This is a genomic window from Burkholderia sp. HI2500, assembly GCF_002223055.1.
In the GTDB taxonomy this organism is placed as follows: Bacteria; Pseudomonadota; Gammaproteobacteria; order Burkholderiales; family Burkholderiaceae; genus Burkholderia.
The window spans coordinates 707,903-730,013 of sequence record NZ_NKFL01000007.1 but is presented as its reverse complement, the minus strand read 5'-3'; the positions used below and the strand labels follow the sequence as shown (position 1 = coordinate 730,013).

The window sequence follows — 22,111 nt, the reverse complement described above, 5'->3', positions numbered from 1 at the left end:
CCCTCGTGTGTCCCGCAAATATACCGAAACCCGGAATCGAATCAAGGGCGCCGCTGCCGACTTAGGGTGGTGCGTCGGTGCGACGGACGTCCCCGGATCGTGCCGGTTTTCGGTCCCGGGCGGACCGGATTGGAGGTGCCGTGCGCGCATGGGGGCGCGTCGAGGTAAGTCCGGCTGGCCGACGTCCGCGCCAGCCTCATCACGACGTCGCCGATCTGCGATAATGTCGGCCGCCTTGGCGGACGGCAGCGTACGATCTCGTTGCCCGCCCGCCGTGAATTCGTATCAGGAGAGTCCCGTGCGCGACATCATCGACGGCTTCCTGCGCTTTCAGCGCGAGGTCTATCCGCAACGTGTCGAGCTGTTCAAGCAGCTCGCGACCGCCCAAAATCCCAAGGCGCTGTTCGTGACGTGCTCGGACAGCCGCGTGGTGCCCGAGCTGCTGACGCAGCGCGAGCCCGGCGAACTGTTCGTGATTCGCAACGCGGGCAACATCGTCCCGTCGTACGGACCGGAACCGGGCGGCGTGTCGGCCACGGTCGAGTATGCGGTCGCCGTGCTCGGCGTGCGGGATATCGTCATTTGCGGGCACTCGGATTGCGGCGCGATGGGCGCGATCTCACGGTGTACGTGTCTCGACCATATGCCGGCTGTTGCGAACTGGTTGCGCCATTCCGATGCCGCGAAAGCCATCAATGCCGCGCATCAGTTCGACTCCCCTCGGGACAAGCTCGACGGTCTGGTGCGAGAGAACGTGATCGCGCAGCTCGCCAACCTGCGCACGCATCCGTCGGTTGCGCTCGCGCTCGAGCAAGGACGGATGAATCTGCACGGTTGGGTCTACGACATCGAGATGGGGCGCATCGACGCACTCGACGGCACCACGCGCCGATTCGTCCCGTTGAGCGAGTCTCCGGCCACGGTGGCGGTCAAGTCGTACTGAGGAAGGGAACCTCGTTCCGGCCGGTCGTATCCACCCTGCCAAGGCGGACAAGCGAAAGCGCCGATCTGCGGTCCGATCTGTAGCGGCAGTCGCGAAGATCGGTTCCGCCCATGCCCGACGACTTCATCTCGATCACCGCTTCCTGCACCCGACGCGGCCGCGCGAAGTCGGGCGGCCGCAAAGCGGGGGGATCGCAGCTGTAGATCGCTGCGTCACGCCCGATGCAATCACGCTTGCGGCGCGACGGATGCCCCAGAGATGCCATGCCGCCGCAGCGAATCCGCGACGAAGCCTGACGCCTTCATTTCCTCGACGAACGCATTCAATGCCGCCGCGGCCGCTTCGCCGCGGCTCTTCGGCACGCCCATGGCCTGCCGGATCACCATGAACCGCTCGTCGAGCAGGCGCAGGCCGGGTGTTTTAGCGGCGTCGGCCTCGAGCTGCTGCTTCACGCCTGCGGCCACTTCCAGTTGCTGTTCGACGAAGGTCTGCACGACGGCTTGCGACGTCGGCGCACGCACGATCTGCGCGGCCTTCAGTTCGCGCGTGAGGAACAGGTCGTAGGCGCTGCCCTTGCCGACGGTCACGCGGTGGTCCGGCTGGTCGACGTCCGCGTTCGTGCGGATCGGCGACGCGTCGCGCACCAGATAGAACCCCTCGATCAGCACGTACGGCGCCGTGAACGCGACCGTTTCGCCGCGCAGCGGATCGACCGCGAAGAAGCCGAAGTCGGCGCGCTCGTCGGTCAGCGCCTGCACCGATTTGCCGGCAGTGTCGAACACGACCAGTTCCAGCTCGGCCGACAGGCGCTCGGCGAACGCGCGTGCAAGGTCGATCGACACGCCGAATGGTTCGCCCGTCGCCGGGTCGCGGTTCGCGAGGATCGGGTTGCCGAGGTTGATCGACGCGCGCAGCTTGCCGGTCGGCGTGAACGCGGAGAGGACGGAAGGGGCGAGGGGCATGGCAGGCTCGTGACGGTCGTAGGGGCGGGGTTTGGCGCGCGGCGATGCGCGACCGCGCGTCGGCATCGAGCTTATCACCTGGCTTTCGTCATCGAGCGTCATCGAGCGGCGCAAGCCTGCCTTCGGCGCCAATCGGGCGACGCGAGACAGGTGCGTTCCCCTCATCCTGTAACCCCAACAGTGATGGACGGGCAAAGGGATTGCGTGGCTGCGAGAGGCGATTTGATGGGGGAAGAGGGGGGCGATTTGCTTGCTTCGCGCCAGCGGCGGCTGTCGGTTGGCCGTGGCGTCGCTCCCCGTCGACGCCGTCCAGCCGGGCGCAGTGGGCCTTGATTCGCCCGGCAACCGCTAGAATTGCGGTTTTAGTCCGGAATACGTCCATGTCTTTTGCCTCGCTCGGCCTGATCGATCCCTTGCTGCGTAACCTGCAGGACCTCAATTACCAGGCCCCCACGCCGGTGCAGGCCAAGGCGATTCCTGCCGTGCTCGGTGGCAAGGACGTGATGGCGGGCGCCCAGACCGGCACGGGCAAGACCGCGGGTTTTGCGCTGCCGCTGCTGCAGCGGCTGGTGCAACACGGCCCGGCGGTGTCCAGCAACCGCGCACGTGTGCTGGTGCTGGTGCCGACGCGGGAACTGGCTGAACAGGTGCTGCAAAGCTTCATCGCGTACGGCAAGGGCCTCGATTTGCGGTTTCTGGCCGCTTACGGCGGCGTGAGCATCAATCCGCAGATGATGAAGTTGCGCAAGGGCGTGGATGTGCTCGTGGCCACGCCGGGCCGTTTGCTGGACCTCAATCGCCAGAACGCGGTGCAGTTCGATCAGGTGCAGACGCTGGTGCTGGACGAAGCCGACCGCATGCTGGATCTCGGCTTTGCGCGCGAACTCAACGCCGTCTTTGCCGCGCTGCCCGCGCAGCGTCAGACGCTGCTGTTCTCGGCCACGTTTACCGACGATATCCGCGCGATGGCGGCGACCATTCTGCGCAGTCCGGTCAACATCAGCGTCAGTCCGCCCAATGCCACGGCCAGCAAGATCAAGCAGTGGGTGGTGACGGTGGACAAGCGGAACAAGCCCGATCTTTTCATGCACCTCGTGGCCGAGAACAAGTGGGCGCATGCGCTGGTGTTCGTCAAGACGCGCAACGGCGTGGATTACCTGGCGGCGATGCTGGACGAAGCGGGCTATGCCGTCGACACCATTCACGGCGACAAGCCGCAACCGGCGCGCCTGCGTGCGCTGGAGCGCTTCAAGACGGGCGAAGTCCAGATGCTGGTGGCCACCGATGTGGCGGCGCGCGGGCTGGATATCGACGACCTGCCGCTGGTGATCAACGTCGACCTGCCGATCGTGGCGCAAGACTATGTGCACCGCATCGGCCGTACCGGCCGCGCGGGCGCCAGTGGCGTGGCGGTGTCCCTGGTGTGCGCGGATGAGGCGCCGCAACTGGCTGCGATCGAAGCGCTGATCAAGCAAACGCTGCGCCGTGAAGAAGAGCCGGGTTTCGAGGCCGAACACCGCGTGCCGGAAACCAGCGCGACCGGCGAGATCATCAAGAAACCGAAAAAGCCCAAGAAGCCGAAAGTGCCGCACGCTGCGTCGGCTGCCATGCCGGTGTCGGGCAAAAAGCCGCGTCCGCAAGGTGGTGAGAACAAGCACAAGGCTGCGGCGCCGCATGCGAAGCCGGCCGGTAACGGACCGGACTACACCATCGGCAGCCCGTTCAGCGTGCAGAAGCCGCGTGGCAAATCTGCCGGCAAGCCGGCGGCGGGCGCGCGCAAGCCGGCTGGCAAACCCGCTGGCGCTCGCGGGAAACGTCCGTCCTGATGCGTGGGGATGCGGCTCGCCAGGCCAGTGCATATGGCTGGCGGTTTGGCGGCTGAAGGCAACTTCGAGTGCGTGGCGTCGTCGGGTTGAATCTGCAGCCCATTGCGATCCGTCGACGCACATTTCAGGGCCACCGTTTCAGGCTGAAACGGGAGGTTCAGGAAAGTCCGCCGGGACAAGCGCCCGTTGCTGATGCCAGGACGGCGGCGAGGATTAGCGCTGCAAAGGCAGATCGAGCGACTGGACGGATGGCCGGGAAACCTGTTCGACTCTTTGCTGCGGCAACAGCGGGTGCGAGCTTCGCCGGCGAAGGCTGGAACCTCCAATCCGCCGCCGCAGCCTTGCGGAATGCTGTCCCGCTATGGGTGCGGCCTTACTGCCATTCACCGGGATGACAGATCACCCAACCTGGAAGGTAGCTATCCATGTCCGTATGGCCCCAGCACCAGCCGTGCTGGTGAAGGGTCTTCATCAGTTGTTCGCGTTGTGCGCACGCGCTTCCCGGCGCATATTGCCCGTCAGGCAACAACTTCGGCGCCGGACCGTTCCGGCATTGGTCATTGGCGACTTCTTCCTGATGCATCAATGCCTGGACGGCAGAGGGAATGGTGCGGGCCAACGTGGCCTTGTATTCGATGCAGGCTGGCGCCTTGGGATCGTTGGACTTGCGGGAACATTGGGACTGAAGCTTGTCGATGCTTCTCGATACTTCGGGTGGATACGTCTCGGCGTGCGCTGCAGCAAGACATCCAGCCATCAACAGACAGGCGGCAAGTGATCTGATCAAAATCATTTCGCGTATGACACGATGCATCCGGTAGCTCGGGAACGGGCGAATTATGGCATGTGCGCGCGGTTCGTATTCGAGGGGCCGGCCCGGGTGCGGCCCGTGCGATGATGTGCGATGACTGACTTGAGAGATGAAATGACGACACCATTCGACGAGGCGACAACGGCGGCGATCGCCGCGTTTGCCCAATTGGATTTCTACACGGCGTTGCAGGCGATGCGCGCCGAGGCGGACTACGACCACGAACGGGACCAGTGGATCTCGCGCTATATCGACGAGCACGGCGGCGGCGCGGACGATGCCGAATACGACGCCTTGCACGCGCGGGCCCAGGCAACCCCGGAATACGCGCAGTTCATCGATGCGGCTCGACGGGAAATCCTGGAATACTTCGGCGTGACCGACGATCAACTGGACTGGATGGTCGTGCTGCGCAACGACGACAGCGATGAGCTTTGGGCGGAAGTCAACCGGCAGCGGAGCGCGCTGGGAACCGGTGAAGTGCGCGGCGATCTCTGATCGTTGCTTGCCATTGGGGCCGCAAGTCGTGATGGGTGCAGGGCTGGAGTCAGGTCAATTGCGAGGTGTGCCGGGCTTTCGGTTGCTGAAGCCGATCCGTCAAGGGAGGGCAAGCTTTCGGAGCTTCGGAGCGCGTGACCGTAGTGCTCTGATACTTGCCCTTGAGGTGCAACGGCTCGATCTGCAGCAACGGTGCGTATTTGGGCGGCCGCATTGAACAGCGGCCGGCCAGAGGCGGTCAATCAAGCGATATCTAAAAAGCGGTCCATCCATGACGGAAGCCGCAATGGCTCAGACTCGAACACGCGAATCAGTTGGTCAGCTATAGGGCGATAGAAGACATCGGACTCGAAATAGATAACGCCATCTTGTACGCCTAGCCGTTGACCATTCAAACTCGCCGAGGAGACCACATAGGCATGCTGTTCGAAAAGCAAGAAAAGATAGATGAGCCTTGCGATGGTCAGTTCAGTAGAAACATCGAGGTTCGCGTTTGCGGCCCCATCGAACAAAAGAGATCGGGACCCAACATCGATTTCACGGTCCAGGTCCGTATTTGATCCGAGCAGGGTATCGATGAACCGAAGCTCGTCCCCGCGGAATGCGCTCGAATTGTCGATCTGGAATATTTTCCACTTGCCTGCGGGCAACCAGCCGGCCGCGTGATGCGCAAACACGTACAGTTCCCTCGAGTTAGTGGGCGCACTGTACGGCAGGTAGGCGCGTACAGTACTTTCACGCGGTATGTCGGCGATTTGATTCCAACTTCCGATGTGCATGCCAATCTTCTGAAGGTATTCATCAGCTTCAGCAGTAGTTAGCAGTCTCATGGGAGCCTCCTTTTGCGTTCTGGCTCAGGGAGGCAGCATGTTGTCAGGGAAGTATAGATAGTTCGAACGGCCGCTTACTGGCAAGGCGACCGACCCTTCGGGTCGATGCCGGCCAGCGACTTCGCGCGCAAGCACCTCGTTCGACAGGCATCACGGACGGGGCCGCCCCGATAGACTCGAGCGTTGAAATTTCGGTCTCGATCGAAACAGCGGCCGTCTAATCGTGGAGTAGTATTCCCCCATGTCCGGCATTGCCAAGTCTCCACGGCACACAGCCGACCCATCCGTGACGACGGCGGCGAGCTCGCCGAAAAGTTCGAAAACTGCTTCAACGATACGTGTGGCGGCTCCGGCCGCGGCGACGGCATGGATGGGAATGCATCATGTCAACCGAGTGGAATCACCGCGTCAGACTGTTTGTCCAGCGTTTCTGGCAGCCGACCAGTGCGTGCATGACGTGCATGCCGGGGAGCTGGGGAAATATCATGAGCCTCGCCCACTGGACTATCGCATTTCAGACGGGGCTGCTGACCGGACTCCTGGCTGTCCTTCTGACTTTCACGCCCGTGGCAAAACTCTACGCGAATCGATACGGCAATGCGCTGGTCGTTGGCGTCCTGACCACGGTGGGCGATGCCTACTCGCACACGAGTCACTACCGCATCCCCTACGTCGAGCACATCGTGACGGGTGCCATTTCAGGTGTCTTGACGCTTGCGGCGTCATATCTCTTCGAAGACCGCGCGCGACGCGTTCGGGCGATGTGGGCCCGGGTTGTCGGACAGCCAATCCACTGACTTTCCGAACCCACGGGGCCAAACGGAAAGCGATTCCTCGGTGAGGCTACGCTTCATGAACTGCCGCCCCGGAAAACAGCGCCGATGTGAGAACGCGACGTGCACCTTCCGACCAGGCCCCCGTGGCCGAAACAGCAACCGTCAGTTTTCGCCAACGTCAATCCGTACATCGCGCCGATCTGGCAATATGCATCGACAGACCTCAGCCAGGGCACCCCATGCACATCGCCATTCTGACCTTTCAGGGCTTCAACGAACTCGATTCCCTCATCGCGCTGGGCGTACTCAACCGAATCAAGAAGCCCGACTGGCGGGTGACGCTGTCATGCCCGGAGCATTTCGTCACATCGATGAACGGGGTGACCGTGCAGGCGCAGTCGACGTTGGCGGACGCACGCGCGGCGGATGCCGTCATCGTCGGGAGCGGTATTCAAACCCGGGATGTCGTCAACGATGCGACGCTGATGGAGCAACTGAATCTCGATCCGACCCGCCAACTGATTGGCGCCCAATGTTCGGGCACGCTGGTGCTGGCAAAGCTCGGCCTTCTCGACAACATCCCGGCGTGCACGGACCTCACGACCAAACCCTGGGTCGTCGAGGCGGGCGTCGAAGTCCTCAATCAGCCATTCTTCGCACAAGGCAACGTCGCAACGGCAGGTGGCTGCTTTGCTTCGCAGTATCTGGCCGCGTGGATCATCGCGCGCCTGGAAGGCGAGGAAGCCGCACGGAGCGCACTGCACTACGTGGCGCCGGTGGGGGAGAAGGAGGAGTACGTTTCTCGCGCGTTGACGAACATCACGCCTTACCTGCCGTAGCGCGCAAAAAGATGGCGCTGCCTCCATCGCAAGGCGCCGGGTTCAGCCGCAACGTCGTGTTCCCGATAGCGGCTTCTTCGGCGCGCCCGGTTGCCACGTCATCCGGCTGCGGTGTGGAAGAGGGCGCGAGAATGTTCGCTGACCCGTTCAGGCAGAGCCATTCAGTGACGCCGGCTTGCAACGGATCGGACTCCACCAGCCAGTTCGTATGACAAAGACGGCAGCGATACTGTCGCACGACGATTGCGGGCCGTCCTAGCGGCCGCAGTTTCGTTGGCTTGTGCAATTCCACCAGTTCCCGATGGGCGACAGGATCGGAAGTCGCGTGCATGGTCGTGCAGGCTTCGCAAGGCATGGGGGTCAGCTTTTCAGGAGCGCGTTGGTTCGGTGAAGCGCTTTCTTCGCGCATGGCTCAAATCGTCCGCTGATTGCAACGTAATCGGCAGTGTGTCCGTCTCATGCTTCAATCAGGCCCGCTCGCCATCGCGGTGTGCGTCGATCGGCGGTTGCGTCCTCCTGCGCTGCGAGGCGAATGCGGGCGATTGCGCGTCTCATCGGGAATCCTCAGTTTGCAACCGGCTTACCGGAAGCATCCTTGATTTTCGCTTTCCATTGCGTGCGGATTTCGGACACCACCGATTCGGGAAGCGAGATGTAGTCCAACTCCGTGGCGGCCTGGTTGCCGTTGTGGAATGCCCAGTCGAAGAACTTCAGCGTCTCCGCACCTTGTGCCGGCTTCTCTTGCGTTGCATGCAGCAGCACGAACGTCGCGCCGACGACCGGCCACGCGTCCTTGCCCGGCTGGTTCGTCAGGATCTGGTAGAACGACTTCGACCAGTTCGCGCCGGCAGCAGCGGCCTTGAACGTTTCCGTCTTCGGCTCGACCACCGTGCCCGTCGAGTTCTTCAGGGCCGTGTAGACCATGTTGTTCTTCTTCGCGTACGCCCATTCGACGTAGCCGACTGCGCCCGGCAGGCGCTGCACGAACGCTGCGACGCCGTCGTTGCCCTTGCCGCCCGTGCCCGTCGGCCAGTTGACCGCCGTGCCTTCGCCGACCTTCGACTTCCACTCGTCGTTGACCTTCGACAGATAGTTCGTCCAGATGAAGCTCGTGCCCGAGCCGTCAGCACGACGAACCACGGCGATGTCCGTGTCCGGCAGCTTGACCTTCGGATTCAGCGCGGCGATCGCCGGGTCGTTCCACTTCTTGATCTTGCCGAGGTAGATGTCGCCGAGCACCGGGCCCGACAGTGTCAGTTCGCCGGCCTTCACGCCCGGCACGTTGACGACCGGCACCACGCCGCCGACCACCGTCGGGAACTGGAACAGGCCTGCCTTCGCGAGCTCGTCATCCTTCAGCGGAGCGTCCGAACCGGCAAAGTCGACCGTCTTCGCGTTGATCTGCTTCAGGCCGCCCGACGAGCCGATGCCTTGATAGTTGACCTTGCCGCCGCCCGCCTTCTTGTACGCATCGGCCCACTTTGCATAAATCGGTGCTGCGAAAGTGCTGCCTGCGCCGGTGATATCTGCCGCGTGAGCATGGAGGGCAACAAGAACCAGGGCGCAGGGCATCAAGATCCGGATGTTCACGTAACGTCTCCTGTCTGCTATCGGCATGCCGGCCCGCAAGCGGGCCTCGGTTGAGCAGTCTGACTGGTTGGGTGGGGGCTGTCGGCCGCCTTTCGGCAACGTCTGTCGATTGACCGCGGCAGTGATCGTCTCTCGATTGCTTTCGAGCACGGTGCGTCATTGCGTGGTTGCAGCAGCCGCTGTGCCGCATTTTTCTCGTATGACGTTCGCCGGGAGCTTGATTGCAACGTACCGCAACCGAGGCCGCAGGCAGCGACCGGCTGGCCTGGATCGTCACCGACGATCGGGTAGGTCAGACAAGGGGCGAAGTCCGTCATCGCGCGCGGTAAAGGGTCCCGCAACGAAGGGTGATAGGAGTATTGCAGTTGGCTGTGAAAATTCAAGGAAGGCGCACTTGCCCGATCCGCCAGAATCAATGCACGTCACTGGCGACGATGGAGGCCAACGCCCGATCGCCGTCGCGTTGTGCGGTGTCTTCCGTGGAAAAGATGTCGGTACTGAATGCGATCAGTTTGAAGCCGGATCCCGCGGAGCGAGGAACCGTGATGCCCCAGTGCCAGCCGCCATCTTGCTGGAACACGTGGAGCGCAGGGGGGGCCTGGTTCAGTGCTGGTGAAGAAGTCGTCATCGCGTGCTCTCCCGTCATGGGACGACTGCGGGGCAACTACATCGGACGCGCAAACCCAGTCTACGGATACTTTTGCTGCGGCGCAATATTCGAGTTTTACGAAAATGCCAATGTGTGAAACGCCACAATTTTGAAATACAAATATGCAACGTCGGAGATGGCTGGCATATTGGTGTGACGATTGGGATTTTTCGGAGGCTTTATGGATCGCAGTTCGCTTGTGTGGGCGGGGGTGCCGCATAGCAGCGATGGCGTCGTGTTTCAGATTCGGGTCGGCCACGGGCTTCAGCGTTTTCATATTGCTCGATTGATTCTCGAGCGGGCGTGCGATCTTGAGCGACTGGCGTCTGACGCACGACAGCTCGAATGCTTTTACGAGCATTTGACGCCGATCCTGGCAGTCGCGCGGAAGACGCGCTCAAAGGCGAAGGCCGATACGGTTTCGCTGAATGTTTCGGATTTTGTTCGAACGGGGAGCGCTCGGGGCGAGCAGGGGGCCTGGGCGGTGATGCGGTGAGCGCCGTAGGGCGGTTGAGGAGCGCAGAGTTTTCGGTCTTGGAGCCGGCGGGCGTGGGGCTTGGCGAGCGTCACGCGTTGCGTCTCGTCACGTGCGGCGCAGGCTCTGCTGCAGGGTTGGCGGGATGTTTTTTGCGGGCTTCCGCGTAGTCTCGTGCTTGAGCTTCGCGATGAAAGGGCGTCGCTCGATGACCGAATACCCATGAATGAAAAGTGCTGGCCGATGAACTGGCCAGCAAAATGGTCCTGGCGATCCGAGGTTGAGTGTGCCAGAACCAAAGGCACTGAACGGCGTGCGCGCGCGGCCGGACGAACATGTCAAACGATCGGCCCCCGAAAGTCGGGGCTTATCCGGCTCGACCTTGCGCAATAATCTGTGATCGCAGTTTAGGCTGGGCTAACGGATGCGACCACACGTGCTCTCACGCTCGGAAACTTGAAGGCATCGCAGGGCTTCTTCGGTACTGTCCATGTTGAGATCATCGCGGCGGTCGGCAGATAGTCGGGATCGGCCGACGCGACTCCGGCCCACACGCCGGGAGACACCTGTCTGCCGTGGAGATAAAAGTGCAGCTCCCGGCCCGCGCGGTCGCAAATACACCTGACTCTCTCTACCGCTTGGCCCAATGCTCTAATCCGTGCGATCTGGTTGCGATCCAGCTCGAACAGGGCACTCACCACGCCGTCACGATTGCCGATGCCAATCATGTTGCTGTCATCAGTCAACGCCCATGTCGGATGCGGCGTGCCTAGGCGCAGCATGAAATAATCTGCGGACTCTGAACCAACCATACTGTTTCTCCTGCAAAAGATCCGTCGTTCTGCTAACCGAAGATCAATGGAAACGAACGATCATCCAATCCTGTTCTCGTCGCCGTATCTGGATGCCCGAGTGGATGTGCCCCGGCGCCTTGCAATGGGCGGGCGCAACAGTGAAGCGCCCTGCGCCCGTCCCTTCCGAATCACTCACACGCTTGCCTGACGCGTTACGGTTTCGGCGGCGATACCGTCCTCCGAACCGGAAAGCCTCACCGCGACAGCCGCCGCCGCCGTGCTCCCGTAGACGTTCAGGGCAGTTCTCCCCATGTCGAAAAAGGCGTCGACGCCCAACAGCAGCAGCACCGCATCGGCCGGCAACCCGATCGACGTCAGCACGATGGTGATGGCGACGATTGCTCCGGAGGGCACGTTGGCTGCGCCGTCGATGGTGATGATCGTCAAAATCAAAATCGTGATCACCAGCGGCCAGGACCAGGCGAGATGATAGGCGTCAGCCAGATAGCCGACCGCGAGGGCCGTGTAGAGGACCGCGCCGTCGCGATTGAAAATATAGGCGAGCGGCAAGATCGTGGACGCCACGCCGTGGGGAACGCCGAATTCAACCAGCTTCTTCAGGTGCAACGGGTAGGTAATTTCGGACGAACGCGTCGTGAAACCCAGGATCAGCGGTTCCTTCACTTTCCTGAGAACGGCGAGAGGCGACTGACCGGCGACGCGAATGACGAGGGTGAGTACCACCGCCAGAATCGCCATGCCGAGATAGGCCACGCCCAGAAGCTCGACGAGCGAGTGCACGCCGGCAAAGCCCTTGGCCGACAACAGCTGCGCGATCGCGGCGAAGATCGCGAGCGGCGACCATGCGATCACCCACTGGGTCATCTTGAACAGTCCCGACAGCAGCGCCTCGAAAACGGCAATCGCAGGCTCGGCTCGCTCCGGGGCAGCCGCCAATGCCGCACCGAAAATGACGCCGAAAACGAGTACCGGGAGAGAATTCCCTGCGGCGAGCGCAGCGACGATGTTCGCGGGGATCAAATCAACGAGAAATTTCGTCCAGTCGATGCTGGATGCGAGTGCTGCAGGCATCGATCCGGAGTGCGTGAGGCTCGCACCGAGACCCGGCCGAAATGCGAAGTTGAGCAGCAGGCCGAGCGACGCAGCCAGGCCAGTCATCAAAACGAAGAAGACGATGCTGGATAGTGCGACCTTTCCGAGCCGTTCGCGCAGTCGGCCCGCACGAAAGACACCGACCGTGACCGACAGGAAGATCAACGGCATGACGACCATCTTGATCGCGTGGCCGAACATCGCACTGAGAAAGCCCAGCTTCCCGGCAAAGCCAGGAGCAAATACGCCGCAAGCGACGCCCAGGACAAGGCCGCCAAGCATTTGCAGCGGGAGGGAAAGCCCCTTATTTTTCGTGTTCATGCCGCGCCTTTAGTAGTTTTATCCGGGCGGGCGTGCCGTCAACGATGTGATTCCACATATGCTGACGCGCAAGCTCGCCGTCGTTTGCTTCGATTGCGTGAAAGATTTTCAGGTGCTCGATCGTGCCGCGCCGAACGGTTTCGGCGTCGCTACGCGGGAGTTCATTTAGCGCCAAGGTTTGGGCTCGTAATAGACTATACGCGGATGAGATTCGCACGTTTCTTGCGGCGGCAAACAATGCTTGATGAAATACCCAACCGACACGTTGCTCGAGCATGATGTCCGCGACGTCCTGGTCAATCAGCACCTGCATTTTCTCTGCCGCGTCGCGAAGGTCTGCCGTTACGCCCGACCTGGCTGCAAGAAACGCCGCTGTACTCTCGAGGGCCAGCCGCATTTCAAAAATTTCGCGGAGATCACTCGTAGTCGGCGAGGCGACGTAGGTCCCACTCTTTTCGATCACGACGACCAGCCCTTCGGACTCGAGCAAATGCAATGCGCTGCGCACAGGCATTTGGCCGAAACCGAGTTCGTCCGATAATCCTCGATGGGATACTTTCTGCCCAGGCGCAAGGCGGCCGTCAAAGATCCTCGATCGGATCTCGTCGTAGGCAAGCTCTGCATCTGTCGAGACTTTCGACGTCATCTGTGATCGCAGTTAGCGTATGATTGAAAAAGAGATAACGGATAGGAAATTACCCTTACTGGTTACGCCCGGCAACTGATAATTTTGCGAGTGGGTATGCTGAAAGCGAACCGGAAGACTATCTGCGTGATGAAGCGAGCCGACAATTAGATGACTTCACAAGATGTGCGCTTTACCATCTGCGCCGTTCGCGCGGAAGAAACCTATCCCCTCAGGGCCGCAATCTTGATGGCCGGAGATGAAGAAGGGAGTGCGCTACCCGGAGACCTCGCCCCGACGACAAGGCACTTTGCCGTGCGTGATAACGACGGCATTGTGGCGGTGGCGTCGGTGTGTCAAGAAGGACAATCCGGTGTTTTGAACGCTGAAGCCTGGCGCCTTCGCGGCATGGCCGTCCATCCATCGGTGCGTGGTCTGGGATTCGGACGCCTTCTGGTCAATCTGTCCATTCGCCATGTCCGCGAACAGCGTGGATTATTGCTCTGGTGTACGGCGCGCGAATCAGCATACCCATTTTATGAGATGCTCGGCTTTAATCGCGATCCGAAACCGGTTTCAATGCAGGGGCGCGACGACATGAGGTTCTATCTCATGCAGCGCCAGATCGGGGACTGATTTTCGTTTGCTACTGACGTCAGACGACCAGATGGTGTCTGCGTGGTCTAGTCCAGCGTTTCTGCGCCAAGCCGTCTCCGATTGCGTGTGATGTCCGTGGATTTCTGCGATCAACTTGGAAACATCGGCGATCGAAGGTGACCTGCCGTATGTCGATGTCTTCAAACTGACGCACCGGAGACTGCCATGGCCTATCCGAGCACCCCGTTCATTCTGTCGGCGATCGATCCGGATCTTCTGTATCCGTGCCTCGAGATTCGATTCGAAACCGACGACCTGGATGCGCTGCGGCGGCTGGTCGACCCGGACGCACCCGAGGATGCGGACCTCGATGACTATTATCTTCTGTCGCCGGCACAGGTCGCGGCCGTATGCGACGCCTTTGCGATCGAGTTTGATCATGGTTCGCGCGATGCCGTTATCTCGAAGTATGTCGATATTGGTGTTCGTATCCCGTACCTTGTCCATACAGGTTACGAGCTGGCTTTGATGGTGCAAGGGCGCAAACCATTCGGGTTCATCGAATTCAACAGCGAATGGCGGCCGTCGGTCCTACTCAAGGCACGCTTCGACGAGTATGTGGCTCAAGGCGTCTTGCACTCGCACGAAATCATCGTTGATGCACCGGCACGACCAGGCCGTCCAGCGCGTCGAATTGGGCAAATCCTGTATACGCTCAAAGGCGAGGAGTGGCGCATCCCGGCTCTGGAATTTTTTCGTCAGAACATCAACTTGCACGGCGATGGCTGCGAGAACATGGAGCGCCTGGAAGGTGCGTTGCTCGGTTACGAGCGATGGCAAAACGACTGGTGGATCGACCATCTCGCGCGCAACGGTAGCAGTCTTTACGGCGCGTCCAGTATCGTCAAGATGGACCGGGCGCAATTCGACTGGCTCGTTCACGCAGGTTTCCGGGCGCTTCCGCCAGTCGATACACCGACATTCACCCTCTATTCGTCAAAGTGGTTCGATGAAGATGCCATGAAAGCGGCAATACGGGACGACCCGACGATCGAAGCGTTCGTGCAATTCAACGGCGGACAGGCTCACATCCTGCGAGCGGCCGATTTCCGAACCGCAGGACCTCATGAGATTCCGGCAACTCTGATTCCGACGATAAACCAACATCTGTTGCGCGCGATAAGGGTCCTGATTCGTCGAAGTGATTGCGTCGAATCGTCCTCTTCGTAAAGACGAATCCGACCAGTTTTCGCAGTGGATGGGTGGCTGCGATCGGCCATTTTCAGTCACCCGACATGGTCGTGCCGTTCGTTGACAAGCGGTTTTTCAACGTTGGTCGCGCTTGTTGAAAGCAAGTCGGCGGTATCTGCTTCGGTCGGCGCTGTTGACCGCGATCGATGCGAGAATGACTCAGATCACAATTTGAACGGGAAAGACAGGAATGGGAGCAAGCGTGCATGCTCGCGCATCGGCGTTCAGCCGTCGTCGCGCAGCGCTCGGCGTCGCCATGGCGCTGACATGTTCGTGGTTCACTGCTGCGCAAGCGCGGAATTGCACACCTGATAGCGTGGCGCCCGAGTGCTTGCTGCAGCGTAGCCAAGAAGAATATCAGCAAGCAGACGACGAATTGAATCGCACGTACCAAAAGGTTTTAAAGTCGATGTCTCGGCCACGTGACGAGTACGTCGACTATCCGGCACTCAAGGTGAAATTTGTCCAGGCTCAGCGGCAATGGGTCCGTTTTCTCGACAACGAGTGTACCGCCTGGTATCTGATAAACGAGGCAGGCGCAGATCGTAATCTTGATCTACTGACTTGCGAAATCGACCGAACACGTGATCGTACGCGCGAATTAAACGCGTGGCTCAAGCAAGTGGGCCATGAGTAGCGCAGCGCTAGATAAAGACAGCATTGCCAGGTTGACGGATACTGGAGAGAGTCTGGTGCGCCCAGCAGAAAAGAAGCGCTGACCGCGACGATCTGAAAGCGATACAACCGCCGTCTTCGCCTCACATTGATCGGATAGGATCGTTAATTCGATGAGTTTTTTGCAAAATCAAGAACCGCTGCGCTCCGTATCAGCGGCCTCGACGCCATCTCGCGAGCGTTGGCGCCTCGATTCCCATGAAGCAACAGGAGAACCCGATGATCAAAGTCAGTGTCATGTACCCGTACGCCGCAGGCGCGCGATTCGATCATGCTTACTACCGCGACAAGCACATGCCAATGGTGAAGCAGCGGCTCGGTGCGGCATGTCTGTACTACACGGTGGACAAGGGCATCGCAGGCGGTGCTCCGGGCACTGATCCTGTCTACGTAGCCAAATGCGACTTCGTCTGCACTTCTATCGAAGCTTTCCAGGCGGCGCGCGACCCGCATGCGCAGGAGATCATGGCCGACATCGCCAATTACACGGATATACAGCCCGTGCTTCAAATCAGCGAGGTGGTTGTAGAGCGTTCCGAAGTCTGACCAAGGTTCGGATATTGCCACGCACCGCATCCGCTGATGGCGTACCCCGGCAACGGGGCGATGCTTATGCAGCCATTCTGCCGTTGTATCGAAGCCTGGGCCTTTCCAGGTCGCCTGTTGGCCCCCACGGCCCGCGCCTGCAAGCAGGAAGTTGACCGATCGCAGTAGGATAGGGCTCTGCCACGCGCAGATCACGAGCGTCGACAACACGCCTTTGCCGACCGACGTCCACGGTTTTCCAATGAACGCGATACACCGCGATTCCTGCGGCTCGCCAACCGATTTGATCAATTGAAGGATGCAGACATGAGCACGATTTACGATATTCCTGTCAACGCCATCGACGGCGCGCAAACAACCCTGCGTTCCTACGAAGGCAAAGTGCTGCTGGTGGTGAACGTGGCGTCCAAATGCGGGCTGACGCCGCAATACGAAGGGCTTGAGGCGCTCTACGAAGGCAAGCGCGCGGAGGGTCTCGAAGTGCTGGCGTTCCCCGCCAACAACTTCAAGGGCCAGGAGCCGGGCACCGATGCGGAGATCCAGTCGTTCTGCACCGGCACCTTCGGCGTGACGTTTCCGTTGTTTTAGAAAATCTCCGTGATCGGCGACGACAAGCATCCGCTCTATCGCTCGCTCACCCTGGCGCAGCCGCAGGCGACCGGCGACGGCCCGTTCCGTACGCGCCTCGAAGGCTACGGCATTCAACCGAACCCGGCGCCCGAAGTGCTGTGGAACTTCGAGAAGTTTCTCGTGAGCCGAACGGGTGAAGTGGTCGCGCGTTTCTCGCCCGATACGACCGCGGACGACCCGAAGCTGGTCGCCGCCATCGACGCGGAGCTGGCCAAGGCCGCGTAAGCCGGCGCGCGTGACGCGTGCCAGGATGGATTGCCTGACCTGCACCCGTGGTCGAGGGTGCCAGGACGGGGCAATCCAACACCATGTCCTCCGACGTGCCGCTCGCGCATTGAAAACGGAACGCGACGGGGTGCCTGCCTCGAATGGCGAACCGGAGAATGCGTCAGGCCGACAAGTCGTTCAACGGTCTGTTGACGCTACAAGACGTCGTTCAGGATTCCACGGGGTTCACATGTTCACGGCCAATCGTGCGCGACTCGCCTCATGCACGAGCGATAAAAGAATCGACGTGCGAGGCTGGATCGGCCGCCCGGTAGAGTTGTTGAAGGAGAGTAGGCGGGTTCACGGCCATAGCCGTTTATGGGCCATTGACCAGCAACTCAACCCTTGCCGAGATCCCCTGCCGCAGGCGCCTGCGCCCAGTCGAGCGCGAAGTCGGCAACCTCCTCCCAGCCTTTCTCGCCACAGGTGTAATGGCTGCGGCCGTCGAACAGCTTGTACGCCGAGATCGTACGCGAGCCCTTCGCATTCCTTTCGAAATTCTCGCGCTGTACGGTCGGCGGCAGGATGTTGTCGTTCCCACCGGCGATAAAGAGCAGCGGTGCGCGAGTGTCGTTCGCGAAGTTGTAGCGCGTCGGGGCATTCGGGTTGACGTTCGCGAACGCGCCTTGAAACAGGATCCGCCCCGACACGGGCACCGCGTAGCGGTCATAGACCTTCTTCGATTCCTCGAGGCTCAGGTTGTTCGTGAACGCATAGTGAAACTCGTGCTCGGTGATGGGCACCGCACGATGCAGGTTGGCCGGATTGCGCAGGACCGGGAACGCCGCCTTGATCTGGCTGAACGGTAGCGCCCATACACCCTTCACCGCGGCGCCGTCGATCGACACACCGGCCGAGCCGTAGCCCGCGTCGAGAAGAAGCTGGGCGAACGCGCCGCCGAACGAATGCCCCATGATGATCGGCTTGGTGTCGAGCGCGGCGATCGTTCGGGCCAGGTGATCGAAGATCTCGCGCACGCCGAGATTCACCAGCGGCGACGGGTCGCGGCGGAGCGCCTCGACGCCGGCCGTGCCCGGCTGGACACCCGGATATCCCGGCGTGATGACGCGCATGCCGCGCTGCTCGTAGCGCGTGACCCAATGTTCCCACGACAACGGCGTCATCCACAGGCCGTGAATCAGTACAACCGTATCGGTACGCGTTTCCGGATTCATATCCCTGCTCCTGTGATTGCTGGATGACGAACATCGCGCCCGTGAGACCTCGTGTTTCCGGATCCGTCCGCCCCATGCTTGCCAGCAACGAAACAAGGGGTACTACGCGATTGCCGAATGCCACGCACCTTGAGAATAGTCTTTGACACCGGCGTCGTTCAGCGTGAATGATGTGTCCATCATAAAGACCATCCGAGTACGCGACATGGCCAAAAAGCCGGAATTCTTTGCTCAAACGCCGACGGCGCTGGACGATGACGCAGATCCGTTCGCCTTCAAGCGGGATGCCTTTTCCGACGTGCTGGAGCTGATCCGCATCCGCGGCAACACGGTCTTCACGTGCGCGGCATCGGCGCCTTTCGGATTGCGCTTTCCTGCCGGCAAGTATCGTCTGCACATCATCCGCAGCGGCAGCGTGGCGATCGAAGTGGACGGGATCGACGAGCGCTATCACGCGTCGCAGGGAGACCTGGTCATGCTGATGCATGGCCACGGCCATGTCATCTCCGACCGGCCGGGCCGCTCCGCGCGTCTCGTCACGGATCTCGCGCCACAGTACTACGATCGCGAGCGCCTGACGATCGGGAGCGGCGACACTACCTGGCTGTGCGGCGACTTCGGATTCGACGGCGTGCTGTCGCAACGGTTGCTGTCCGTGCTGCCGCCGGTGCTGGTGCTGAAAGGGTTGCGGGAACGGCCGTTCGAGTGGCTGGAGCTGAGCTGTCATTTCATCCTCGACGAGGCGTTGAGTCCGCGCGCGGGCGCCGCCGCGATGATCTCCCGATTGCTGGACGTCATCTTCGTCCAGTTGCTGCGCACCTGGGCGACGGAGGGCTCGGCGGGGCACGGGTGGCTGTCCGGCGCGATCGACAGCCGGATCAACCCGGCGATGTCGGCCATTCATGCGGATCCCGGGCGGGCGTGGAGCGTGAGTGATCTTGCCGAGTTGTCGAATCTGTCGCGGTCGGCTTTTGCAGACCGGTTCCAGCGTGTCGTGGGGCAGGCGCCGCTGAGCTACCTCACGACCTGGCGCCTCGACCGGGCGGCGGAGTTGTTGCGGTACAGCCGCGCGCCGATTTCGGATATTGCCGGTCGCGTTGGGTATACGTCGGAAGCGGCGTTCAGTCGCGCGTTTCGAGGGCGGTACGAGATGTCGCCGATGCAGTGGCGGAAGGTGAATGCGGGGTAGAGTGGGGCTGATTGCCATCGTGGCACGGCAGATGTCGGCGGTTAGACGTACGGACAATCGATCACGACGTAAACGACGTATTTCCCTTATTTCAGGCTGGATGGCGCTATTTGAGGGTTCCTTATAAAATGCGACTTTTCGGGATTTCCAGTTAACGACTTCGTTATGCATCGAATCGGATTCTTCGTTTGCCGTGGCTACGATGCGCTCGATCTGGGCGGGCCACTGTCGGCCTTCAACCAGGTCGCCACGGCGGCGGGCCACGCGCCCTATGATCTCCACGTCATCTCGCAGTCCGGCGGCCCGGTTCCCGGCAATACGGGCCTGTCGGTCGACACGAAGCCGATCGGAAGGCGCACGTTCGACACCGTCATCTTCGTGGGCGGTGACATCGATCCGATGCAGACGCCGGAGAACATCGCCGCCGCCAAAAAACTGGGCGCCAGGGCTGCGCGGGTGGCAAGCGTGTGTACGGGGGCGTTTCTGCTTGCGGAAACCGGCTTGCTGGACGGCGTGAGCGTGACGACGCACTGGCGATACGCGGCTCAATTGCAGTCGCGCTTCCCGCGCGCCAGGGTCGAGGGCGACAGTATTTATATCGAGGCGGGCCGCATCTGGACGTCGGCGGGCATCGCGTCCGGCATCGACCTGGCGCTCGGCTTGATTGAAAAAGACATGGGTGCGGAGGTTGCGCGCGCTGTCTCCCGGCTTTTGGTGGTCCCGTATCGTCGACCGGGCGGTCAGTCCCAGTTCTCGGCGATGTCGCAGATGGAGCCGGAATCGGATCGCATTCGCATCGCGCTGAATTTTGCGCGGGAACACTTGGCGGAAGCGTTGCCAGTCGAGCGGCTCGCCGAGGCCGCAAGTTTGAGTTTGCGGCAGTTCGGGCGCGCATTTCGCCGGGAAACCGGAGAAACACCGGCGAAGGCGGTCGAGCGCTTGCGTGTCGAAGCGGCGCGGCTGCGCCTGCAGGGCGGCAGCGAACCGATCGAGCAGATCGCGCTGGCTGTCGGGTTCACCGACCCGGAACGGATGCGGCGGGCCTTCATCAAACTGCATGGGCACCCGCCGCAAGCGATTCGACGCGAGAGCCGATCGAACGGCGCGCGCTGATCGACCATCGTCTGCCGGCCGATCCGCGCGCTGCCTGGCCGAGGCCCCTCTCGCGGACTAGCGGCGCGTTGGGTAGATCGCCATGCGTTTCACCAGACGCTCAATGGCCATCCGCCGTCAGCGGGCCGTCATCGTTCCACATGTCGCGATGCAACTTCCACGCGCCGTCCTCTTTCAGAAAGACGAGCGTCTGCTTGCCGCGGAATTTGAGTTGTCCGTCGTGGTCGCGGACCTCCACATCCGACACCTCTGTCACGACCCGGTCGTTACCGTAGAACTCGTCATTGCTGAACGATACGGTGGCGGGCTTTGATCCGGCATACCCCTTGGTGAAGTACCCGATGATCGCGTTGCGTCCCGTGATCTTGTTGCCTCCGGGCGGCAAGAGCGTGCCGTCGCGGGTGTAGAGGCGGCCGATCGCCTCGTAATCCCCTCGCGCAAAGGCATCCGCCCAGCGCGCATTCTCGGCCTTGATGGCCGCTTCGGGCGGACGTGGCGAACCAGCGGCAGTCGCGGGCGCGGCAAACGCAAAAAAGGTGAAGCAGGCTGCAAGAGCAGCAGTGAAAACACGGGTCTGTTGCATCGAGTGATTTTCGTGCATGGTTTGAATGGAAAGGACTGCGAAGGTGGAGGATGAAGCAGGCAATGTCGGTCGCGGTGTTCATCGCAGTCTGTCGATGGGTTGGCTCACATTGCCTGCAAGCGATTCAACGAACGCCCGGGACGCGTGCGAGCCCCCTGGATGCACCGGGCAGTTTCTTGTCGACCATCGCGATGACTTCCGGCCGTGCATCTCTCGGATGGCCGGAGTGGAACGGCGGCGCGGGATCATATTCGATCACGAGCTGAGTGAGTTCGGCGGCCTGTCGACCGCGCAGCTTCGCCGCCACGCGAAGGGCGAAGTCGATGCCCGCCGTCACGCCGCCGCCGCTCATGAACCGGCCGTTGTCGTCTTCGACGAAGCGATCGGGCACGGGAATGGCGCCGTATTCGGCCAGCTTGTTGACGAAGGCCCAATGGCAGGCGCTTCGCTTGCCGTTGAGAATTCCCGTTGCGGCTAGCACGAGCGATCCGTTGCAGACGGACGTCACATGCTGGGCACTTTCTGCCAGGCGCCGGATCTGCGCTTGATAGGCGGGGCGCATCGGCGCCGACAGGTCGGACCCGCCGGGGACCAGCAGCACGTCCGTCTTGTCGATATCGGCCAGCCGCTCGGTCTTGCCGTACACGACGCCGAATTCGAGCGTCACGTTGCCGCCATCGAGGCTCGCGTAGCGAACGTTCGTATTCGGTAGCCGATGGAAGACTTCGCTGGGTCCGGCGAAGTCGAGCAGCGTGCCGCCGTCGTAATTGACGATCAGGATATCGAGCGGGTCGCTCGGGGCAAGTGCGCCGTCGCTGCCGGTCTGGGCAAGCGCAGGGGCGGCGTGCCCAAGCAGGGCGCCGCCACCGAGGACGGCGCCGAGCGTCGCGATGCTGCCGAACTTGAGCACATCCCGGCGCGAACGACCGGCTTGGGTGAGCGGCGGTCCGGAAGCATTGTTTTCGCTACTGTCGGTCAAGATCAATTCTCCTTGCGGGTCGGCCCTGCTGCGAGCGTTACGAGGCTGGGCCGG

Annotated in this window: 24 protein-coding genes and 1 pseudogene; 13 read left to right on the top strand and 12 right to left on the bottom strand. The window is 61.4% G+C overall.

What is annotated here, in order from left to right:
* Window positions 1-298: 298 nt before the first annotated feature.
* The gene (locus CFB45_RS35575; protein WP_089429778.1) at window positions 299-943 is read left to right on the top strand and encodes a carbonic anhydrase; all 645 of its coding nucleotides are present in this window, start codon (window positions 299-301) and stop codon (window positions 941-943) included.
* 227 nt (window positions 944-1,170) lie between these two features.
* On the opposite strand, the gene CFB45_RS35570 is transcribed toward CFB45_RS35575, so the two are convergent.
* On the bottom strand, window positions 1,171-1,905 hold the full coding sequence (locus CFB45_RS35570) for an ABC transporter substrate-binding protein (RefSeq protein ID WP_089430131.1): 735 nt from the start codon (window positions 1,903-1,905) through the stop codon (window positions 1,171-1,173).
* Window positions 1,906-2,285: 380 nt separating this feature from the next.
* On the opposite strand from CFB45_RS35570, the gene CFB45_RS35565 reads away from it, so the two are divergent.
* Window positions 2,286-3,731, top strand: a complete 1,446-nt coding sequence (locus CFB45_RS35565) for a DEAD/DEAH box helicase (RefSeq protein ID WP_174970501.1) — start codon at window positions 2,286-2,288, stop codon at window positions 3,729-3,731.
* 373 nt (window positions 3,732-4,104) lie between these two features.
* Here the strand turns inward: CFB45_RS35565 and CFB45_RS35560 are convergent, their stop codons facing one another.
* Complete coding sequence (locus CFB45_RS35560; protein ID WP_254600112.1) at window positions 4,105-4,545, bottom strand: hypothetical protein; 441 nt, start codon at window positions 4,543-4,545, stop codon at window positions 4,105-4,107.
* 111 nt (window positions 4,546-4,656) lie between these two features.
* Here CFB45_RS35560 and CFB45_RS35555 point away from each other — a divergent pair, with 111 nt between their 5' ends.
* The gene (locus tag CFB45_RS35555; RefSeq protein ID WP_089429775.1) at window positions 4,657-5,040 is read left to right on the top strand and encodes an ATP-dependent protease; all 384 of its coding nucleotides are present in this window, start codon (window positions 4,657-4,659) and stop codon (window positions 5,038-5,040) included.
* Between the two features lie 242 nt (window positions 5,041-5,282).
* Here the strand turns inward: CFB45_RS35555 and CFB45_RS35550 are convergent, their stop codons facing one another.
* Entirely contained in the window at window positions 5,283-5,870 is a 588-nt protein-coding gene (locus CFB45_RS35550; protein WP_144025267.1) for a hypothetical protein, read from the bottom strand.
* Window positions 5,871-6,253: 383 nt separating this feature from the next.
* Here CFB45_RS35550 and CFB45_RS35545 point away from each other — a divergent pair, with 383 nt between their 5' ends.
* Together CFB45_RS35545 and CFB45_RS35540 are read left to right on the top strand one after the other, a co-directional pair.
* The gene (locus CFB45_RS35545; protein WP_089429773.1) at window positions 6,254-6,667 is read left to right on the top strand and encodes a hypothetical protein; all 414 of its coding nucleotides are present in this window, start codon (window positions 6,254-6,256) and stop codon (window positions 6,665-6,667) included.
* 218 nt (window positions 6,668-6,885) lie between these two features.
* On the top strand, window positions 6,886-7,485 hold the full coding sequence (locus CFB45_RS35540) for a DJ-1/PfpI family protein (protein ID WP_089429772.1): 600 nt from the start codon (window positions 6,886-6,888) through the stop codon (window positions 7,483-7,485).
* Here CFB45_RS35540 and CFB45_RS38795 read toward each other — a convergent pair.
* From CFB45_RS38795 to CFB45_RS35530, 3 genes are all read right to left on the bottom strand, one after another.
* A complete protein-coding gene (locus tag CFB45_RS38795; protein WP_144025266.1) occupies window positions 7,466-7,894 on the bottom strand; it encodes a hypothetical protein in 429 nt (142 codons plus the stop codon). The genes CFB45_RS35540 and CFB45_RS38795 overlap by 20 nt on opposite strands.
* A gap of 155 nt (window positions 7,895-8,049) precedes the next feature.
* The gene (gene pstS / locus CFB45_RS35535; protein WP_089429771.1) at window positions 8,050-9,057 is read right to left on the bottom strand and encodes a phosphate ABC transporter substrate-binding protein PstS; all 1,008 of its coding nucleotides are present in this window, start codon (window positions 9,055-9,057) and stop codon (window positions 8,050-8,052) included.
* A 430-nt stretch (window positions 9,058-9,487) separates the two neighbouring features.
* Window positions 9,488-9,703 (bottom strand): hypothetical protein, encoded by a 216-nt coding sequence (locus tag CFB45_RS35530; protein ID WP_089430130.1) that lies wholly within the window; start codon window positions 9,701-9,703, stop codon window positions 9,488-9,490.
* Between the two features lie 202 nt (window positions 9,704-9,905).
* Here CFB45_RS35530 and CFB45_RS35525 point away from each other — a divergent pair, with 202 nt between their 5' ends.
* Window positions 9,906-10,220, top strand: a complete 315-nt coding sequence (locus tag CFB45_RS35525; protein WP_089429770.1) for a hypothetical protein — start codon at window positions 9,906-9,908, stop codon at window positions 10,218-10,220.
* A gap of 386 nt (window positions 10,221-10,606) precedes the next feature.
* On the opposite strand, the gene CFB45_RS35520 is transcribed toward CFB45_RS35525, so the two are convergent.
* From CFB45_RS35520 to CFB45_RS35510, 3 genes are all read right to left on the bottom strand, one after another.
* On the bottom strand, window positions 10,607-11,011 hold the full coding sequence (locus CFB45_RS35520; RefSeq protein ID WP_089429769.1) for a hypothetical protein: 405 nt from the start codon (window positions 11,009-11,011) through the stop codon (window positions 10,607-10,609).
* A gap of 174 nt (window positions 11,012-11,185) precedes the next feature.
* Complete coding sequence (locus CFB45_RS35515) at window positions 11,186-12,427, bottom strand: dicarboxylate/amino acid:cation symporter (protein ID WP_089429768.1); 1,242 nt, start codon at window positions 12,425-12,427, stop codon at window positions 11,186-11,188.
* Window positions 12,411-13,073 carry a GntR family transcriptional regulator gene (locus CFB45_RS35510; protein ID WP_089429767.1) on the bottom strand — a complete coding sequence of 221 codons (663 nt, stop codon included), beginning with the start codon at window positions 13,071-13,073 and terminating at the stop codon, window positions 12,411-12,413. The genes CFB45_RS35515 and CFB45_RS35510 overlap by 17 nt, the downstream gene beginning before the upstream one ends.
* A 150-nt stretch (window positions 13,074-13,223) precedes the next feature.
* Here CFB45_RS35510 and CFB45_RS35505 point away from each other — a divergent pair, with 150 nt between their 5' ends.
* The 5 genes and pseudogenes from CFB45_RS35505 to CFB45_RS35485 all read left to right on the top strand — a co-directional run bounded on the left by CFB45_RS35505 (window position 13,224) and on the right by CFB45_RS35485 (window position 16,976).
* The gene (locus CFB45_RS35505; protein ID WP_089429766.1) at window positions 13,224-13,688 is read left to right on the top strand and encodes a GNAT family N-acetyltransferase; all 465 of its coding nucleotides are present in this window, start codon (window positions 13,224-13,226) and stop codon (window positions 13,686-13,688) included.
* A 186-nt stretch (window positions 13,689-13,874) separates the two neighbouring features.
* Window positions 13,875-14,879 carry a hypothetical protein gene (locus tag CFB45_RS39700; RefSeq protein ID WP_256978488.1) on the top strand — a complete coding sequence of 335 codons (1,005 nt, stop codon included), beginning with the start codon at window positions 13,875-13,877 and terminating at the stop codon, window positions 14,877-14,879.
* A gap of 211 nt (window positions 14,880-15,090) precedes the next feature.
* Complete coding sequence (locus CFB45_RS35495; protein WP_089429765.1) at window positions 15,091-15,537, top strand: lysozyme inhibitor LprI family protein; 447 nt, start codon at window positions 15,091-15,093, stop codon at window positions 15,535-15,537.
* A 257-nt stretch (window positions 15,538-15,794) separates the two neighbouring features.
* Complete coding sequence (locus CFB45_RS35490; RefSeq protein WP_089430128.1) at window positions 15,795-16,121, top strand: EthD family reductase; 327 nt, start codon at window positions 15,795-15,797, stop codon at window positions 16,119-16,121.
* Window positions 16,122-16,427: 306 nt separating this feature from the next.
* Window positions 16,428-16,976 (top strand): annotated as a pseudogene (locus CFB45_RS35485) (glutathione peroxidase).
* A gap of 380 nt (window positions 16,977-17,356) precedes the next feature.
* Here the strand turns inward: CFB45_RS35485 and CFB45_RS35480 are convergent.
* Complete coding sequence (locus CFB45_RS35480; protein WP_089429764.1) at window positions 17,357-18,193, bottom strand: alpha/beta hydrolase; 837 nt, start codon at window positions 18,191-18,193, stop codon at window positions 17,357-17,359.
* Window positions 18,194-18,398: 205 nt separating this feature from the next.
* Here CFB45_RS35480 and CFB45_RS35475 point away from each other — a divergent pair, with 205 nt between their 5' ends.
* Complete coding sequence (locus CFB45_RS35475; protein ID WP_089429763.1) at window positions 18,399-19,382, top strand: AraC family transcriptional regulator; 984 nt, start codon at window positions 18,399-18,401, stop codon at window positions 19,380-19,382.
* 165 nt (window positions 19,383-19,547) lie between these two features.
* Window positions 19,548-20,495, top strand: a complete 948-nt coding sequence (locus CFB45_RS35470) for a GlxA family transcriptional regulator (RefSeq protein WP_089429762.1) — start codon at window positions 19,548-19,550, stop codon at window positions 20,493-20,495.
* 100 nt (window positions 20,496-20,595) lie between these two features.
* On the opposite strand, the gene CFB45_RS35465 is transcribed toward CFB45_RS35470, so the two are convergent.
* Window positions 20,596-21,078 carry a YybH family protein gene (locus tag CFB45_RS35465; protein WP_089429761.1) on the bottom strand — a complete coding sequence of 161 codons (483 nt, stop codon included), beginning with the start codon at window positions 21,076-21,078 and terminating at the stop codon, window positions 20,596-20,598.
* Window positions 21,079-21,202: 124 nt separating this feature from the next.
* Window positions 21,203-22,057, bottom strand: coding sequence for a DJ-1/PfpI family protein (locus CFB45_RS35460; protein WP_089429760.1), 855 nt, complete (start codon window positions 22,055-22,057; stop codon window positions 21,203-21,205).
* Between the last annotated feature and the right edge of the window lie 54 nt (window positions 22,058-22,111).

What these genes read in the sequence shown, in the direction of transcription:
- CFB45_RS35515 (WP_089429768.1), bottom strand. Translation starts at nt 12,427, where the DNA reads ATGAACACGAAAAATAAGGGGCTTTCCCTCCCGCTGCAAATGCTTGGC.
- CFB45_RS35550 (WP_144025267.1), bottom strand. Translation starts at nt 5,870, where the DNA reads ATGAGACTGCTAACTACTGCTGAAGCTGATGAATACCTTCAGAAGATT.
- CFB45_RS35505 (WP_089429766.1), top strand. Translation starts at nt 13,224, where the DNA reads ATGACTTCACAAGATGTGCGCTTTACCATCTGCGCCGTTCGCGCGGAA.
- pstS (WP_089429771.1), bottom strand. Translation starts at nt 9,057, where the DNA reads ATGCCCTGCGCCCTGGTTCTTGTTGCCCTCCATGCTCACGCGGCAGAT.
- CFB45_RS35525 (WP_089429770.1), top strand. Translation starts at nt 9,906, where the DNA reads ATGGATCGCAGTTCGCTTGTGTGGGCGGGGGTGCCGCATAGCAGCGAT.
- CFB45_RS35530 (WP_089430130.1), bottom strand. Translation starts at nt 9,703, where the DNA reads ATGACGACTTCTTCACCAGCACTGAACCAGGCCCCCCCTGCGCTCCAC.
- CFB45_RS35540 (WP_089429772.1), top strand. Translation starts at nt 6,886, where the DNA reads ATGCACATCGCCATTCTGACCTTTCAGGGCTTCAACGAACTCGATTCC.
- CFB45_RS35570 (WP_089430131.1), bottom strand. Translation starts at nt 1,905, where the DNA reads ATGCCCCTCGCCCCTTCCGTCCTCTCCGCGTTCACGCCGACCGGCAAG.
- CFB45_RS35555 (WP_089429775.1), top strand. Translation starts at nt 4,657, where the DNA reads ATGACGACACCATTCGACGAGGCGACAACGGCGGCGATCGCCGCGTTT.
- CFB45_RS35470 (WP_089429762.1), top strand. Translation starts at nt 19,548, where the DNA reads ATGCATCGAATCGGATTCTTCGTTTGCCGTGGCTACGATGCGCTCGAT.
- CFB45_RS35545 (WP_089429773.1), top strand. Translation starts at nt 6,254, where the DNA reads ATGTCAACCGAGTGGAATCACCGCGTCAGACTGTTTGTCCAGCGTTTC.
- CFB45_RS35480 (WP_089429764.1), bottom strand. Translation starts at nt 18,193, where the DNA reads ATGAATCCGGAAACGCGTACCGATACGGTTGTACTGATTCACGGCCTG.
- CFB45_RS35560 (WP_254600112.1), bottom strand. Translation starts at nt 4,545, where the DNA reads ATGCATCGTGTCATACGCGAAATGATTTTGATCAGATCACTTGCCGCC.
- CFB45_RS35565 (WP_174970501.1), top strand. Translation starts at nt 2,286, where the DNA reads ATGTCTTTTGCCTCGCTCGGCCTGATCGATCCCTTGCTGCGTAACCTG.
- CFB45_RS35520 (WP_089429769.1), bottom strand. Translation starts at nt 11,011, where the DNA reads ATGGTTGGTTCAGAGTCCGCAGATTATTTCATGCTGCGCCTAGGCACG.
- CFB45_RS35490 (WP_089430128.1), top strand. Translation starts at nt 15,795, where the DNA reads ATGATCAAAGTCAGTGTCATGTACCCGTACGCCGCAGGCGCGCGATTC.
- CFB45_RS35495 (WP_089429765.1), top strand. Translation starts at nt 15,091, where the DNA reads ATGGGAGCAAGCGTGCATGCTCGCGCATCGGCGTTCAGCCGTCGTCGC.
- CFB45_RS39700 (WP_256978488.1), top strand. Translation starts at nt 13,875, where the DNA reads ATGGCCTATCCGAGCACCCCGTTCATTCTGTCGGCGATCGATCCGGAT.
- CFB45_RS35475 (WP_089429763.1), top strand. Translation starts at nt 18,399, where the DNA reads ATGGCCAAAAAGCCGGAATTCTTTGCTCAAACGCCGACGGCGCTGGAC.
- CFB45_RS35510 (WP_089429767.1), bottom strand. Translation starts at nt 13,073, where the DNA reads ATGACGTCGAAAGTCTCGACAGATGCAGAGCTTGCCTACGACGAGATC.
- CFB45_RS38795 (WP_144025266.1), bottom strand. Translation starts at nt 7,894, where the DNA reads ATGCGCGAAGAAAGCGCTTCACCGAACCAACGCGCTCCTGAAAAGCTG.
- CFB45_RS35465 (WP_089429761.1), bottom strand. Translation starts at nt 21,078, where the DNA reads ATGCAACAGACCCGTGTTTTCACTGCTGCTCTTGCAGCCTGCTTCACC.